Source organism: Pseudomonas sp. Con_6 (assembly GCF_059379395.1).
In genome coordinates this window covers 5,255,271-5,272,829 of record NZ_CM182011.1, presented here as the reverse complement: position 1 = coordinate 5,272,829, position 17,559 = coordinate 5,255,271, and the positions used below count along the sequence as shown (strand labels likewise).

Genomic DNA, 17,559 nt, shown 5'->3' with positions numbered 1-17,559 from the left:
CGACGCCATGGGCTGCGCGTGTCACGGACGGGCTCGGTCACGGCTGGCCGTTGCTCGCTGCCGGCGCGGTGTCGGTGTTCGGCTACCTGGCCTTGCCACAGTACGCTGCCCTCGGCCTGCTTATGGCCAGCCTGCTGGGGGCCTGGTTCCTCCTGGAGAACCAGCACAACCGGATGATCCGCCATACCCTGGCGGAGCACCCGAAGGCCTTCACCAGCCCGCTGGTGGCCTTGACCTACAGCCGCAACCTCGGGCCCCAAGGGCAACTCGACCTGGCCATGATCAGCGAGGAAGCACGCTTGCAGACCGCGCTGACACGCCTGGTGGATGCCGGTGTCAGTGTGCGCAGTCGTGCCTCGCAGTCGTCCGAGCTGTCCGATGCCCAGGCGCAGATGCTCGATCGTCAACGCAGCGAGACCGACCAGTCCGCTACCGCGGTGGCGCAGATGGCGGCGACCATCCAGGAAGTCACGCACAATGTGCAGAACACCGCCCACGCGGCCTCCGACGCCGACCAGCTGACCCGCCAGGGCAGCACGCTGGCGCAGCAGAGCCTGAAGGCGATGGGCAGCATGGCCGAGGCAGTCAGCGACATCGGCCAGGCGGTCAATGCCTTGGCCGAGCAGACTCAGTCCATCGGCAGCGTGGTGGACGTGATCACCTCGATCGCCGAGCAGACCAACCTGCTGGCCCTGAACGCGGCCATCGAGGCGGCGCGGGCCGGGGAACAGGGGCGCGGCTTCGCGGTGGTGGCCGATGAGGTACGGTCCCTGGCCCAGCGTACTCGAGCGTCCACCGAGGAAATCCACCAGATCATCGCCTCGCTGCGGGCGGGTGCCGATCGTGCGGTGAGCAGTGCGAGCAAGGGCGAGCAGATCTCTCGTGACAGCGTGCACAGTGTCGAGGCGGTGCAGCAGGCGTTGAGCGGGATCAGCGAGGCGGTCAGCCGCATCACCGGCATGAGCCAGCAGATTGCCACGGCGTCCGAGCAGCAGAGCCATGTGGTGGACGACATCAACCAGCAGATCGTGCGCATCGCCCAGCTCTGCGACCACAGTGCCGGACAGGCGCGGCAGGGGGCGCAGATCAGCCTGGAGCTGGAGCGCATGGCGGAGTACCTGCACGACCTGGCGGAGCGCTTCAACCGCTGAACGCAATCACCGGCCCACAGGGAAGTGGGCGCGTTGCGGGACTGCTGTGGCACACTTGCCCGCCCAGGAGAGCCCGATGTCCAGAATCCAGTGCGAACGTTGCCTGCGTCCGCAGAATCACTGCCTTTGTCCCTTGATCCCGTCTCTGGACAGCCGCACCCGCGTGGTGCTGTTGCAGCATCCCGATGAAGTGCGCCATGCGTTGAATACTGCGCGGTTGGCAGCGCTTGGGTTGAAGAACGCGGAATTGCGGGTCGGTGAGGTGTTCGAGGATCTGGCTGAACTGGTCGCTACGCCAGGGTATCGGGTGGGATTGCTGTTTCCCGGCGAGGCGGCGACCGCGTTGCAGGCTTATGAGGCGGATGACCGGCCATGGCTGTTGATCGTGCCCGACGGTACCTGGCGCAAGGCGCGCAAGTTGCTGTACCTGAATTCGTTGCTGGAGAGGTTGCCGCGGGTGACCCTGGCCAGTGTCCTGCCGTCGCGCTATCGCCTGCGCAAGGCGCCTGGGGATGGAGCATTGTCGACGGTGGAGGCGGTGACCCAGGCGTTGAATGTGCTGGAGGGAGAGGGGCGGTTCGATGACTTGCTCAGGCCGTTCGATGCGCTGATCGAAGGGCAGATCGCGGCGATGGGGCGGGAGACGTTCGAGCGCAATCATCTGCGTTGATCATTCGGGCCTCATCGCTGGCAAGCCAGCTCCCACAGGTTTCTCCATCGTCCTCAAGAGCGACGCTGTACGTGTGGGAGCTGGCTTGCCAGCGATACAGGCGACACCGATCGAGCTGATTCACCGCTCGCGAAGCGCCTCCGTCCGCGCCTTCAGCACCGGCTTCAACAGGTAGTCCAGCACGCTCTTCTCGCCGGTGATGATATCCACCGTCGCCACCATCCCCGGGATGATCAACAGCGGCTTGTTGTCACCCCCGAGGTGATTCTTGTCGGTGCGCACCTGGATCATGTAGAACGCATTGCCCTTGTCATCGGTGACGGTGTCCGCACCGATCAGCTCCAACTTCGCCTTGAGCCCGCCATAGATCGAGTAGTCATAGGCACTGAACTTGACCATCGCGCTCTGCCCCGGGTGCAGGAATGCCACGTCCTGCGGCCGCACCTTGGCTTCGATCAGCAGGTTGTCTTCCAGCGGTACGATCTCCACCAGGTCGCTGCCCGGCTGGACCACGCCGCCGATGGTGTTGACCTTGAGCAGTTTGATGATGCCTTTGACCGGCGAGATCACCGTGGTGCGGTTGACCCGGTCGTCGATGGCGACGCTGGTGGCGGTGATCTTCGACAGGTCGGTGCGCTTCTCGTTGAGGTCCTTGGCTGCCTCGGAACGGAAGCTGGCGTCGGTTTCCTCGATCTTGCTCTTGATCTCCGCCACCGCCGCCTCGGCCCGCGGAATCGCCAGGCTGGTGGCGTTCATCTGGCCGCGAGCTTCCACGGCGTTGCGCTTGAGCCGGAGGATCTCCACCGGGGAAATCGCTCCGGTCTTCACCAGTGGCGTCGACATGTCCAGTTCCTGTTGCAGCAGGGCCAGGCCGGAACGGTACTGGTCTAGCTTGGAGCGAAACTCGGCCAGTTCCTGGGTCTTCTGCCGCAGTTGTTCGTTGAGGGTCTGCTTCTCGCTGCTCAGGCGGCGCTGGCGCGACTGGTACAGCGCCAGTTCGTCCTCGGCCACCTGCGGCGCCTTCGTGCGCACTTCCTCGGACAGCTGGAACGGCTTGCCTTCGGCCTCTGCCGCCAGACGCTCGACCTGGGCGGTGAGGGCATAGCGATCGGCCTCGCTCTCGCCCTTGTTCGAGCGGAAGCGCGTGTCGTCCAGGCGCAACAGGGTATCGCCCTTGTTCACCATCTGCCCTTCGCGGACGAAGATCTCGGTGACGATGCCGCCTTCGAGGTTCTGGATCACCTGGACCTTGCTCGACGGAATCGCCTTGCCTTCGCCGACCGTCACTTCGTCGAGCACCGCCAGCTTGGCCCAGACCAGGGCGATCAGCAGCAACGCCGCCGCCAGCCACACGGTGATCCGCGACAGCCGCGGCGAATCCTGCAGCGTGGCGCTGGCCAGGTCCGGCAGGTACTCGTGCTCGGCGGTCTTGTTGAAGCTGTTGAAGTAGCTGCGGAGCGAGGACATGGTGAACGCCTCTCATATCGTCGATTCAGCGCGGACCCTGTGGGAGCGGGTGAACCCTCCCACAGGGTCCGTGCCGTTTTAGAGCGCCTGGCCGATGCGGCCCTTGCGCAGGGCATCGATGACCGCGTCCTTGGCCCCGTCGGCAACGATCTTGCCGTTATCCAGCACCAGCAACCGGTCCACCAGGCTGAGCATCGAGGTGCGGTGGGTCACCAGCAGCAGCGTCTTGCCCTCGACCCAGCCGTGCAGGCGCTGGCGCAGTTGTTCCTCGCTGCTGTTGTCCATGTGGCTGGTGGGCTCGTCGAGCACCACGATCGGCGGCTCCAGTAGCATCGCCCGGGCCAGCAGCACGGCCTGGCGCTGGCCGCCGGACAGCAGTTGCCCACGTTCGCCCAGCGGCCGGTCGAAGCCACGCGGGTGCTGCCGGGCCAGTTCACTGACCCCGGTCAGTTCCGCCACTTCGAGCATCCGCGCATCGCTGACATAGCGCGCGCCCAGGGTCAGGTTGTCGCGCAGGCTGCCGGCCAGCAGCGGCAGGTCATGGGCGACATAGCCCAGTTGCTGGCGCAGCTCGGTGATGTCCAGTTGGCGCAGGTCGAGGTTGTCGAGGAGGATCTGCCCCTCGTCCGGCTCGTAGAAGCCCATCACCAGCCGCGCCAGGGTACTTTTGCCCGAGCCGCTGCGGCCGATGATGCCGATGCGCTCACCCGGTTTGACGCTGAAGCTGACAGTGTTCAGGGCCGGCGCCGCTTGCCCGGGATAGCGGAAGCTGACCCGGCTCAGTTCCAGCGCCCCTTGCAGGCGCGCGTGCTCCAGCGGTTGCTGGTCGGCACGGCGCTCCTGGGGCAGGGCCATCAGCGCGTCGGTGCTGCGCATGGTCAGTTGCGCCTGCTGGTAGCGGGTGATCAGCCCGGCGATCTGCCCCAGCGGCGCGAGCACCCGGCTGCCGAGCATGTAGCAGGCCACCAGGGCACCAACGCTGAGGTTGCCGGCGATGATGCTGTAGACCCCGGCGACGATGGTGGCCATGCCGCAGAACTGCTGGACGAACAGGGTGCCGTTGGTGGCCAGGGCCGCCAGGTTGCGGGCATGGGCGTCAAGTTGGGTGAGGGCGCCGTGGGTACTTTCCCACTGATACTGGCGTTCACTTTCGGCACCGCAGGCCTTGAGCGTCTCCAGGCCGCCGAGGGTCTCGATCAGCAAGGCCTGGCGCACCGAGCCGAGGGCCAGGCTCTTCTGTACGGTGTCGCGCAGGCGCACCTGGATCAGCAGGGCGAAGAGGATGGTCACCGGGAAGGCGATCATCGGGATCAGCACCAGCCAGCCGCCGAGCAGGCCGATGACTGCCAGCATCAGCACGACGAAGGGCAGGTCGATGACGCTGGTCAGGGTGACGGCGGTGAGGAATTCGCGCAGACCCTGGAAGTCGTGGATGCTCTGGGCGAAGCCGCCGATGGTGGCCGGACGGGCCTTCATCGACATACCGGTGATGCGCTCGAACAGAGTCGCCGAGAGGATCAGATCGGTCTTCTTGCCGGCCTGGTCCAGCAGGTGAGATCGGACCACCCGCAGGATCAGTTCGAAGGTGGTACCGATGAACAGGCCGATGACCAGCACCCACAAGGTCGAGATGGCCTGGTTGGGCACCACGCGGTCGTAGGTCTGCATGACGAACAATGGCACCAGCAGGCCCAGCAGGTTGATCAGCAGACTCGCCAGCAGGGCATCGCTGTACAGCCAGCGGGATTGTTTGAGGGTGTCGCGAAACCAGGCGTGGACCCGGGGTACCAGCGGGTTGCGTTGGTGTTCCAGTTCATGCCGGGGGCGGGCGAACAGGGCGTGGCCGGAATAGGCGTCGTCAAGCTCGGCGCGGCTGACCAGTTGTTCGCCGCCATCCGCCTCGCAGGGCAGGATCAGCGCCTGGTCCTGGTCTTTCCAGCGCCGCAGTACGGCGCAGCGGCCGTCCTTCAATAGCAGAAGCACCGGCAGGTTCAGCGCCGAAATCGCCGCCAGCTCGCGGCGCAGCACTCGCGCTTGCAAGCCGGCACGGGCTGCGGCCCGCGGCAGCAGATCGATATCCAGGCGTTGCTCGGGCAGCGGCAGGCCGCTGCACAGGCTGGCGCGGCTCGCCGTGCAACCGTGGAGCTTGCAGAGAATCAACAGCCCATCGAGTAACGGATCATCGAAACTCTGGCGTTGGTCCGCCGAGCTCGCCGGTTGCATGCTGGTCACAATGGCCTACCTCCCGCCGAGGTGGCGGATGCAGTCAACGCATATCGGGTAAGTGTGCGTCGGTCTTCACGTCGGTCTGGGCGAAGGCTTCCGGCGGCAGGGAAATCCTCTGCTTGGTCAGCAACTCGCCCATGTTGGCCAGCACCCGGTAGCGCGAGAAGATTTCGGTATAACGCACCTCCACATAGCGGCGGTTGGCGTTGTACAGCTCGTTCTCGCTGTCCAGCACGTCGAGCAGGGTGCGTTGGCCCAGACCGAACTGGTCCTGGTACGCGGCGCGTACGCGAGTGGTGGTTTCGGCGTACTGCTTGGCCGTCGGCGTCTGGATCTCGGCGTTCTTCCAGGCGTTCCACGCCAGCTTGAGGTCTTCGTTGAGCTGGCGCAGGGCGTTGTTGCGGATGTCCATGGCCTGGTTGATCTTGTGCGCGTCGGACTGCAGGCGCGCCTTGTCGCTGCCGCCGCGGAACAGGTTGTAGGTCATGGTCACGCCGGCAGTGATGTCGTTGGCGTGGCCGGGTTCGCCACCGATATTGTTGTTGGCGCCGGTGCTGAGCTCGGCATCCAGGCGCGGATAGAACGGCGACTTGGCCACCTCGTATTGCTGCTCGGCGGCGTTGACGTCGGCCTGTGCCGACTTCAGGTAGGGGTTGTTCTGCAGCATGTCCTGACGCGCATCGGTGAGGTTGGCCGGCATCAGGTCCTGGATGGAGGTGGGCGCTTCCAGTTGGTCGGGCTCACGACCGACGACGCTGAAGAAATTGGCGTTGGCGTCTTCCAGGTCGACCGTGGCGGTGTCCAGGTTGTTCTGCGCCAGTGCCCGGCGTGCGGTGGACTGGTCGAGGTCGGCGGTGCTGCCGACGCCGCGCTCGCTGCGCAGGCCGATCTGGTCGTTGACCCGCAGGTGCGCCTGCAGGTTGTTCTTCGCCAGGGTCACCAGCTCGCGGCGCTTGAGCACATCCAGGTAGACCTCGATCGCGCGCAGGGCGACGGTCTGCGAGGTGGCTTGCACGTAATAGGCGCGAGAGTTGGCCACGGCCTGGGTGCGCGCCACTTCATTGGAGGTATTGAAGCCGTCGAACAGCATCTGCCGCAGGCGGAGTTCGGACTGGGTGTAGTTGAGGGTTTCCTTGTTGTGGTTGCGCGTGCCGTCCGGGTTCAGGCCCCGGGTATTGAGGTTGTCCGAGCGCTGGCGGCCATAACCGGCAACCAGGTCGACGCTGGGATAGTAGCCGCCACGGGCATATTTCACGTCTTCATCGGCGGACAACCGGCCATTGACCGCTGCCTTGGCTTCCGGGTGGGTATCCACGGCGTTCTGTACGGCTTCCTGTAGTGACATCGCCTGGGCGCTGGCGCAGGTCATGGCCAACAACAAGGCGCTGGTGATGGGGTTCAAAACGCGCATGGGTTACTTCTCCCTGATCCATTTTTAGGTCTTGCAATCGCCAAAGATTTGACGAAAAAGAAAGTTCAAACCGTTTCAGGCTTGTAACAACAGAGCTAAGAACATCTGGACGGAAAGCTAAGAAGAAATTTTCATAAGGGTTATGCGAAAAAAAACTTATGCGGTCTAAGAAAAGCAGCACATTGTTTAACCCAAGCACCGCGTATACCGGGCGCTGTGGCGCTTTTTTACTGGCGTCAGAAAGATTTCAAGCCGTGATTCGGCACAGGGCAAGAAAGGAGTGGAGGGAGAGGGATAACGGAAATGCTGGCGACAAAAAGTTGACACAAAGCAAATCGCCAGATCGTGTTGTCACTCCGCCGCAGCGATACTCGCCATAACCGTGGTTTTCCCGGGGAAACCCACGGTCTTGACGGTCGCAGCTACTTCGAGTCGGACCCGCTGGCAGGGGTCCGCCCACGAAACACCACAGGCTTTCCTGCATAGAGAACGTCGGCAGTGGAGAGGAGTGGCTAGATGGCTAAGTCAATCGGTGTGGTCAGCAAGGTGATCGGGCAGGTGTTCGCGGTCGAGGCCGACGGAACCCGGCGGCTGCTGGTCGAAGGCGACCGGCTGTACGCGGGCGAACAACTGCAGACCGGCGCGGCGGGGGCGGTGGCGGTACACCTGGCCAACGGCGAGGAGCTGACCCTGGGTCGTGACAGCAGCCTGAACCTGTCCAATGCCTTGCTGGCCAACCACGCGCCTCACGTGCTGGCGCCGGAAGCGATCACTCCCAGCGAAGCCCAATTGACCGAGGTGGAGAAACTCCAGCAAGCCATCGCTGCCGGTGGCGACCCTACCCAGGATGCCGAAGCCACTGCTGCCGGCCCCAATAATGGTGTGCCAGGGGCATTGGGGGGCGGGCATTCCTTCGTGCTGCTGACCGAGGTCGCTGGGCATGTCGATCCGGTGATCGGTTTCCCCACGGCCGGTTTCAATTTCTTCGGCGAACTGGCCAACATCGACACTGGCTTCATTGATCACAACAACGAACTGCCGGCGGTCAACAATCCGATCAGCCTTGTAGGGCTGTCAGTGGAAGGCGGCGAGGTCACCGTCAACGAAGCCAACCTGCCATTGGGCTCGGCCAGCGATCCGGCGGCATTGGTCCAGGCCGGCACCTTCAGCGTGGTGGCCCCGGACGGCGTGCTCAACCTCAATGTCGGCGGCATCAATGTGCTGACCAACGGTGGCGTGACCGGGGTTGGGCAGTCGATCACCACCGGTACCGGCAATCTGCTGACCATCACCGGCTACGACCCCACCACCGGCGTGGTCAGCTACACCTACACCCTGACCACCGCGGGCAGTGCCGTGGGCGAGAGCATTCCGGTCTCGGCCAGCGACACCAATGGCGACGTCACCAGCGGCAGTCTCGATGTCACCATCATCGACGACGTGCCACGGGCGGTGAACGACACCAACCCCTCGGTCGCCACCGAAGCATCGACCGTGCTCACTGGCAATGTCCTGCCCAACGATATCCAGGGCGCCGACCGGACACCTAACCCGATCATTCCCGGCACCTTCGTCGGTACCTACGGTACCCTGGTCCTGGCCTCGGATGGTTCCTACACCTACACACTGAATCCGTCGGATCCGGACTTCGTCAATCTCCATGGCGGCGGCAAGGGCACCGAGACGTTCACCTACACCCTGACTGATGCCGATGGTGACACCAGCACCGCCAACCTGGTGCTGAACATCACCAACCTCGACGACGGCGTGAACCTCGGCGGCCTCGGTGCCAACGGCGGGATCATCAGCGTCTTCGAGAAGAACCTGGCCACCGGCAGCAGCCCCGACGCAGCGGCCCTGACCCAGGGTGGCAGCTTTACCGTCAGCGCAGCGGATGGCCTGCAGAACCTCAGCGTGGGCGGCATCAACGTGATCAGTGGCGGCGTGGCGATCAGCTCGCCGCAGTCGATCGTCACGCCGCTGGGCAATACTTTCACGGTCATCAGCTACAACCCGAATACCGGTGTGGTGAACTACAGCTACACCCTGGTGCAGAACGAAGCTCACCCGACGGGGGGCGGCGCCAACACCCTGGGCGAAACCTTCACCGTGGTGGCCAGCGATACTGACGGCAGTACCAGCAGCATCAACCTCAATGTGGTGATCGTCGACGATACGCCGACGGCAGTGGCCGATACCAATGCCTCGGTGGCGACCGAAGCGTCGACGGTGCTGACCGGCAATGTGCTGACCAACGATATCCAGGGCGCTGACAGGGTCAGCGGGCCGATCACCGCCGGTACCTTCGTCGGTACCTACGGCACCCTGGTGCTGGCTGCCGATGGTTCCTACACCTATACGCTGAATCCTTCAGACCCGGACTTCTACAATCTGCACGGCGGTGGTACCGGTACCGAGATCTTCACCTACACCCTGAGGGACGCCGACGGCGACACCAGCACCGCGACGCTGACGCTGGATATCAAGAACCTCAATGATCCGGTGACCCTCGGTGGTCTCGATACCGCCGGTGGCGAGCTGACGGTCTACGAGAAGAACCTCGGCGACGGCAGTGCTCCCAATGCCGGTGCGCTGACCCAGAGCGGGACCTTCACCGTCACTGCGCCGGATGGGCTGCAAACCTTGAGTGTGGGCGGCATCAATGTCATTAGCGGCGGCGTCGCTGCCGGATTCCCGCAGACGGTGACCACGCCGTTGGGGAATACTCTGACGGTTACCGGCTACAACCCGAGCACCGGGGTGGTGTCCTACAGCTACACCTTGGTGGAAAGCGAGACACATCCGAATGGCGCGGGCGCGAACAGCCTGACGGAAAGCTTCACCGTCACTGCGACTGACACGGATGGCAGCAACAGTACCGGCAGCCTCGATGTGAATATCGTCGACGACACGCCGACGGCGGTCGCTGACACTAACGCCTCGGTGGCGACCGAAGCGTCGACGGTGTTGACCGGCAATGTGCTGACCAACGATATCCAGGGGGCTGACCGCGTCAGCGGACCGATCACTGCGGGCACCTTCGTCGGTACCTACGGCACCCTGGTGCTGGCTGCCGATGGTTCCTACACCTATACGCTGAATCCTTCAGATCCGGACTTCTACAACCTGCATGGTGGTGGTACCGGTACCGAGATCTTCACCTACACCCTGAGGGACGCCGACGGCGACACCAGCACCGCGACGCTGACGCTGGATATCAAGAACCTCAATGATCCGGTGACCCTCGGTGGTCTCGATACCGCCGGTGGCGAGCTGACGGTCTACGAGAAGAACCTCGGCGACGGCAGTGCTCCCAATGCCGGTGCGCTGACCCAGAGCGGGACCTTCACCGTCACCGCGCCGGATGGTCTGCAGACCTTGAGTGTGGGTGGTATCAATGTCATCAGCGGCGGCGTCGCTGCCGGATTCCCGCAGACGGTGACCACGCCGTTGGGGAATACTCTGACGGTTACCGGCTACAACCCGAGCACCGGGGTGGTGTCCTACAGCTACACCTTGGTGGAAAGCGAGACACATCCGAATGGCGCGGGCGCGAACAGCCTGACGGAAAGCTTCACCGTCACTGCGACTGACACGGATGGCAGCAACAGTACCGGCAGCCTCGATGTGAATATCGTCGACGACACGCCGACGGCGGTCGCTGACACTAACGCCTCGGTGGCGACCGAAGCGTCGACGGTGTTGACCGGCAATGTGCTGACCAACGATATCCAGGGGGCTGACCGCGTCAGCGGGCCGATCACTGCGGGTACCTTCGTCGGCACCTACGGTACCCTGGTCCTGGCTGCGGACGGCTCCTACACCTACACCCTGAATCCGTCAGACCCGGACTTCTACAACCTGCACGGCGGTGGTACGGGCACCGAGACCTTCACCTACACCCTGAGGGACGCCGACGGCGACACCAGCACCGCGACGCTGACGCTGGATATCAAGAACCTCAATGATCCGGTCACTCTTACCGGCCTGGATACCGCCGGCGGGGAGCTAACTGTCTACGAGAAGAACCTCAGTGATGGCAGTGCCCCGAACGCCAGTGCGCTGACCCAGTCCGGGACCTTCACCGTCACTGCGCCGGATGGCCTGCAGACCCTGAGCGTGGGCGGTATCAACGTCATCAGTGGCGGCGTTGCAGCCGGATTCCCGCAGACGGTAACGACGCCGCTGGGGAACACGCTGACAGTCACCGGCTACAACGCCAGCACCGGTGTGGTGTCCTACAGCTACACCCTCCTCGACAATGAGACCCATCCGGCTGGTGCCGGGGCGAACAGCCTGACGGAAAGCTTCACCGTCACTGCGACGGACACGGACGGCAGCAACAGTACCGGTAGTCTCGATGTGAACATCGTCGACGACACGCCGACGGCGGTGGCCGATACCAACGCCTCGGTGGCGACCGAGGCCTCCACGGTACTGACCGGCAATGTGCTGACCAACGATATCCAGGGGGCTGACCGCGTCAGCGGGCCGATCACTGCGGGTACCTTCGTCGGCACCTACGGTACCCTGGTCCTGGCTGCGGACGGCTCCTACACCTACACCCTGAATCCGTCAGACCCGGACTTCTACAACCTGCACGGCGGTGGTACGGGCACCGAGACCTTCACCTACACCCTGAGGGACGCCGACGGCGACACCAGCACCGCCACGCTGACGCTGGATATCAAGAACCTCAATGATCCGGTGACCCTTACCGGCCTGGATACCACGGGCGGCGAGCTAACTGTCTACGAGAAGAACCTCGGCGACGGCAGTGCTCCCAATGCCGGTGCGCTGACCCAGAGCGGGACCTTCACCGTCACTGCGCCGGATGGGCTGCAAACCTTGAGTGTGGGCGGCATCAATGTCATCAGTGGTGGCGTCGCGGCTGGGTTCCCGCAGACGGTGACTACACCGTTGGGCAATACCCTGACGGTCACCGGCTACAACGCCAGCACCGGAGTCGTGTCCTACAGCTACACCTTGCAGGAGAGTGAGACGCACCCGAACGGCGCCGGAGCGAACAGTCTGACCGAGAGCTTTACCGTCACGGCCAGCGATACCGATGGCAGCAGCACCACCGGCAGCCTCGATGTGAACATCGTCGACGACACGCCGACGGCGGTCGCTGACACTAACGCCTCTGTGGCGACCGAGGCGTCCACGGTGCTGACCGGCAATGTGCTGACCAACGATATCCAGGGGGCTGACCGCGTCAGCGGGCCGATCACTGCGGGTACCTTCGTCGGTACCTACGGCACCCTGGTCCTGGCTGCGGACGGCTCCTACACCTACACCCTGAATCCGTCAGACCCGGACTTCTACAACCTGCACGGCGGTGGTACTGGCACCGAGACCTTCACCTACACCCTGAGGGACGCCGACGGCGACACCAGCACCGCGACGCTGACGCTGGATATCAAGAACCTCAATGATCCGGTCACCCTTACCGGCCTGGATACCACGGGCGGCGAGCTAACTGTCTACGAGAAGAACCTCAGCGACGGCAGTGCTCCGAACGCGGGCGCCCTGACCCAGAACGGCACCTTCACCGTGACCGCGCCGGATGGCCTGCAGACCCTGAGCGTAGGTGGCATCAATGTCATCAGTGGCGGCGTTGCGGCCGGATTCCCACAGACGGTGACCACACCGTTGGGGAATACCCTGACGGTCACCGGCTACAACGCCAGCACCGGAGTCGTGTCCTACAGCTACACCTTGCAGGAGAGTGAGACGCACCCGAACGGCGCCGGAGCGAACAGTCTGACCGAGAGCTTTACCGTCACGGCCAGCGATACCGATGGCAGCAGCACCACCGGCAGCCTCGATGTGAATATCGTCGACGACACGCCGACGGCGGTCGCTGACACTAACGCCTCGGTGGCGACCGAAGCGTCGACGGTGCTGACCGGCAATGTGCTGACCAACGATATCCAGGGTGCTGACAGGGTCAGCGGGCCGATCATCGCCGGTACCTTCGTCGGTACCTACGGCACCCTGGTCTTGGCTGCGGACGGCTCCTACACCTACACCCTGAATCCGTCAGACCCGGACTTCTACAACCTGCACGGCGGTGGTACGGGCACCGAGACCTTCACTTACACCCTGAGGGACGCCGACGGCGACACCAGCACTGCCACGCTGACGCTGGATATCAAGAACCTCAATGATCCGGTCACTCTTACCGGCCTGGATGCGACAGGCGGCGAGCTAACTGTCTACGAGAAGAACCTCAGCGACGGCAGCGCTCCGAACGCGGGCGCCCTGACCCAGAGCGGCACCTTCACCGTGACCGCGCCGGATGGCCTGCAGACCCTGAGTGTCGGTGGTATCAATGTGGTCAGCGGTGGGGTAGCGGCTACCTTCCCGCAATCCACAACGACCCTGCTGGGCAATACCCTGACAGTCACCGGCTACAACGCCAGCACCGGTGTGGTGTCCTACAGCTACACCCTCCTCGACAATGAGACCCATCCGACTGGCGCCGGAGCGAACAGTCTGACCGAGAGCTTTACCGTCACGGCCAGCGATACCGATGGCAGCAGCACCACCGGCAGCCTCGACGTGAACATCGTCGACGACGTACCGACGGCGGTGGCCGATACCAATGCCTCGGTGGCGACCGAAGCCTCGACGGTGTTGACCGGCAATGTGCTGACCAACGATATCCAGGGTGCTGACAGGGTCAGCGGGCCGATCACCGCCGGTACCTTCGTCGGTACCTACGGCACCCTGGTCCTGGCTGCGGACGGCTCCTACACCTACACCCTGAATCCGTCAGACCCGGACTTCTACAACCTGCACGGCGGTGGTACGGGCACCGAGACCTTCACCTACACCCTGAGGGACGCCGACGGCGATACCAGCACCGCCACCTTGACGCTGGATATCAAGAACCTCAACGATCCGGTCACCCTCAACGGCCTCAATGTTGCGGGCGGTGAACTGACCGTCTACGAGAAGAACCTCAGCGACGGCAGCAGCCCGAACCCGGCGGCCCTGACCCAGTCCGGCACCTTCACCGTAACGGCACCGGACGGCCTGCAGACCCTGACCGTAGGTGGCATCAACGTGGTCAGCGGCGGGGTGGCGGCGACCTTCCCGCAGACCTTGACCACGCCGTTGGGCAATACCCTGACGGTCACTGGCTACAACGCCAGTACCGGTGTCGTGTCCTACAGCTATACCCTGCTGGACAACGAGACGCATCCGACAGGCAATGGTGCCAACAGCCTGACCGAGAGCTTTACCGTCACCGCTACCGATACCGACGGCAGCACCAACAGCGGTTCGCTGGACGTGAACATCATCGATGACGTGCCGACCGCCCGGCCAGACGTGGCCTCGGTGATCGAGGGCGATACGGTGACCGGCAATGTCCTCGGCAACGACACCAAGGGCGCCGATGACCCGGGCAGCAACGTGGTGGTAGGGGTGCGGGCCGGTTCCAATACCTCGACCTCGGCCATCGGCTCGCTGAATACCAATGTCGTTGGCACCTACGGTACCCTGACCCTGGATGCCGCGGGCAACGCGGTGTATCACGCCAACCCCAACTCGGTGTCCGCGGCCGGTGCCCAGGATGTGTTCACCTACACCATCCGTGACGCCGATGGCGATGAAAGCACTACCACCCTGACGATCAACGTGAAGGACTGCTCGCTGGTCGCCAGTCAGGACCAGGACATTACGGTGTACGAAAAAGCCCTGGACCTGAACAGGGACGGCCAGGATCTCGCGCCTGGTACTGTGGTGGGTAGCGATCCGACCAGCACCGCGGAAACCAGCACGGGTACCTTGGTGGGATCGGTGTCGGGTGGTTCTGGCGCCATCACCTACACCCTGGTCGGTAGTGCGACCGGGTCCTACGGCCAGATTCAGTTGCTCGCGAACGGTTCCTACACCTACACCTTGACCTCGGCACCGAAGACGCCGGGCGGCGCCAACGACGGTGCCAACGTGATGACCGAGTCCTTCACCTACAAGGCGACGGATGCCCTCGGCAACTTCACCACCAGCACCATCCAGATCAACATCGTCGACGATGTGCCCAAGGCCGTGGGAGAGGTTCGCTCGGTCAGCCCGGGGCAGGTGGATACCAACCTGCTGCTCGTGGTCGACGTGTCGGGCAGCATGAACGACGCCTCTGGCGTGACCGGGCTGACTCGCCTGCAACTGTCCAAGCAGGCGATCAACGCCTTGCTCGACAAGTACGACGACCTGGGCGATGTGAAAGTGCAGATCGTCACCTTCTCCAGCGGTGCCACTGACCAGAGCTCGGCCTGGGTCTCGGTGGCCCAGGCCAAGGCTATCGTCAACGGCCTCACCGCAGGCGGGTCGACCTACTACGACTCGGCCACCACCACGGCGCAGGCGGCCTTTGTCACCGCAGGGAAAATCACCGGTGCGCAGAACATCGCCTACTTCCTTTCCGATGGTGAGCCTACGTCTGGACACGCCATTTCCGGCACCCGCGAGACCGCCTGGACTAACTTCCTGGATAGCAACGGGATCAAGTCCTATGCCATCGGCCTGGGCAGCGGTGTCAATGCCAGCAACCTCAATCCGCTGGCCTACGACGGCAGTACCCACACCGACACCAACTCCACCGTGGTCACCGATCTCAATCAGCTCAACTCGGTATTGTCCGGCACCGTACAGGGGGCGCCGGTCACCGGCAGCCTGATGACGGGCGGCACTTTCGGCGCGGATGGAGGCTTCATCAAGTCGCTGGTGGTCGATGGAACTACCTACACCTATGATCCGAAGGGAAATTCCAACCAGGGTTCCTATGCTGTCAGTGGCGGGACCGACAAGGGCACGTTCGATACCGTAACCAACAGCATCACGGTCAAGACCGCGCTAGGTGGTTCCATCGTGGTTAACATGGACACCGGCGAATATACCTACGTGCCGCCGAAGGATGATGGCGCCGGCCATGTGGAGAACATCGGCTACGTGGTCAGCGACAACGATGGCGACCTGGCCAATGCCAGCCTGGTGGTCAACATCTACACCAACGCCGCGCCGGTGCCAGGGGCCGACCACATCATCACCAACATTCTTTCGTCGAGCATCAGCGTGCCAGCCGAGGCATTGCTGGCCAACGATACGGATGCCAACGTCGATCGCCTGAATGCGTCGCCGACTACCTTCAACACCGGCTGGAGCGCCCGCGGCGCCGATTTCACCGTGGGCAGCACGACGCCGACCGTGGTGTTCAATGGCACCAGCAACACCCTGGCCAACCAGATGAAGGATATCGCTCGCAGTGCGTTCACCGGCACGGCATCGTCCACGACCGCAGCGGTGATCGTCAGCGGTTACCTGGGCGCGGTGACCACGGCCAATGCCAACGACGAAGACACCATCACCGTGACCCTGAAGCAGGGCGAAAGCCTGAACCTCGATCACGACCGGCCGGCCGGTAACGTATTGATGGAGTGGAAAGATGCTACCGGGAGCTACCAGACCATCGCCGACGGTGGCACCTTCACCGCGACCCACGATGGCGTCTACAGCATCCATGTGGTCAATCTGACCAACAGTAGCGGTGGCGGCAGCGCCAACAACGCGGAAAACTACCAGTTGACAATGACCATCGATTACTCCGGCGCTGCCAACAACACGCCGCAGTACAACGGCAGCTACACGGTCACGGATGGTCATGGTGGCACCGCGACAGGGGCGCTGGACATCAATTATCAGGACGGCTCGATACTCACCGGTACGGTGAACGCCGACGTGCTGCTCGGTGGCAGCGGCAACGACACACTCTATGGCGGCGACGGCAACGACGTGCTGGTGGGCGGAGGTGGCAACAACTTCCTGTATGGCGGCAATGGCAATGACCTGTTGATCGGCGGACCCGGCAACGACCTGCTGGATGGTGGACCCGGTATAGATACCGCCAGCTATGCCAATGCCACCGCTGGGGTCACGGTGAACCTGTCCATCACCGGCCAGCAGAACACCGTGGGTGCCGGGATGGATACCTTGGTGTCGATCGAGAACCTGATCGGCTCTGACTACAACGACACCCTGACCGGCGACGGCAACGCCAACGTGCTGCAGGGCGGGCTGGGCAATGACATCCTCAATGGCGGTGGCGGGGACGATGTGCTGATCGGTGGGCGTGGCGACGACATCATGACCGGCGGTCCGGGGGCGGACACCTTCCTCTGGCAACTGGGCGATAACGGCCATGACGTGGTCACCGACTTCACTCCGGGGACCGATCACCTCGACCTTTCACAGTTGCTTCAGGGCGAGAACGCGACTGCCGCGTCGCTGGACGATTACCTGCACTTCAAGGTGACCGGCAGCGGGGCCAGCCTGGTCTCGACCATCGAGGTGAGTTCAGTGGCCGGCGCGGCGCCGACCCAGACCATCGATCTGGCCGGAGTCGACCTGGCCCAGCACTACGGGGTGACGGCGGGAGCGGGCGGAGTGGTCGCGGCGGGGGCGGATACAGCCACCATCATCAATGGCATGTTGAATGACCATTCGCTGAAGGTGGATACGGTGTAGGGCTCGAGGGCCTCATCGCCGGCAACGCCGGCTCCCACAGATTCCGCGTATACCGCCGAACCCTGTGGGAGCGGGCGTTGCCCGCGATGAGGCCCTCGGCA

Annotated in this window: 5 protein-coding genes and 1 pseudogene; 3 read left to right on the top strand and 3 right to left on the bottom strand. The window is 63.6% G+C overall.

From position 1 onward, the window contains the following. Window positions 1–176: 176 nt before the first annotated feature. A pseudogene (locus tag AC5QPF_RS23450) lies at window positions 177–1,151 on the top strand (methyl-accepting chemotaxis protein); the annotation flags it as partial. A gap of 76 nt (window positions 1,152–1,227) precedes the next feature. After that, window positions 1,228–1,821 carry a DTW domain-containing protein gene (locus tag AC5QPF_RS23445; RefSeq protein WP_494960108.1) on the top strand — a complete coding sequence of 198 codons (594 nt, stop codon included), beginning with the start codon at window positions 1,228–1,230 and terminating at the stop codon, window positions 1,819–1,821. 120 nt (window positions 1,822–1,941) lie between these two features. Here the strand turns inward: AC5QPF_RS23445 and AC5QPF_RS23440 are convergent, their stop codons facing one another. The 3 genes from AC5QPF_RS23440 to AC5QPF_RS23430 all read right to left on the bottom strand — a co-directional run bounded on the left by AC5QPF_RS23440 (window position 1,942) and on the right by AC5QPF_RS23430 (window position 6,925). After that, complete coding sequence (locus AC5QPF_RS23440; protein ID WP_494960107.1) at window positions 1,942–3,288, bottom strand: HlyD family type I secretion periplasmic adaptor subunit; 1,347 nt, start codon at window positions 3,286–3,288, stop codon at window positions 1,942–1,944. 78 nt (window positions 3,289–3,366) lie between these two features. After that, window positions 3,367–5,520 carry a type I secretion system permease/ATPase gene (locus tag AC5QPF_RS23435; RefSeq protein WP_494960106.1) on the bottom strand — a complete coding sequence of 718 codons (2,154 nt, stop codon included), beginning with the start codon at window positions 5,518–5,520 and terminating at the stop codon, window positions 3,367–3,369. Between the two features lie 34 nt (window positions 5,521–5,554). Beyond that, on the bottom strand, window positions 5,555–6,925 hold the full coding sequence (locus AC5QPF_RS23430) for a TolC family outer membrane protein (protein WP_494960105.1): 1,371 nt from the start codon (window positions 6,923–6,925) through the stop codon (window positions 5,555–5,557). Window positions 6,926–7,441: 516 nt separating this feature from the next. Here AC5QPF_RS23430 and AC5QPF_RS23425 point away from each other — a divergent pair. Beyond that, window positions 7,442–17,458 (top strand): retention module-containing protein, encoded by a 10,017-nt coding sequence (locus tag AC5QPF_RS23425; protein WP_494960104.1) that lies wholly within the window; start codon window positions 7,442–7,444, stop codon window positions 17,456–17,458. Window positions 17,459–17,559 lie beyond the last annotated feature (101 nt).

What these genes read in the sequence shown, in the direction of transcription:
- AC5QPF_RS23425 (WP_494960104.1), top strand. Translation starts at nt 7,442, where the DNA reads ATGGCTAAGTCAATCGGTGTGGTCAGCAAGGTGATCGGGCAGGTGTTC.
- AC5QPF_RS23445 (WP_494960108.1), top strand. Translation starts at nt 1,228, where the DNA reads ATGTCCAGAATCCAGTGCGAACGTTGCCTGCGTCCGCAGAATCACTGC.
- AC5QPF_RS23430 (WP_494960105.1), bottom strand. Translation starts at nt 6,925, where the DNA reads ATGCGCGTTTTGAACCCCATCACCAGCGCCTTGTTGTTGGCCATGACC.
- AC5QPF_RS23440 (WP_494960107.1), bottom strand. Translation starts at nt 3,288, where the DNA reads ATGTCCTCGCTCCGCAGCTACTTCAACAGCTTCAACAAGACCGCCGAG.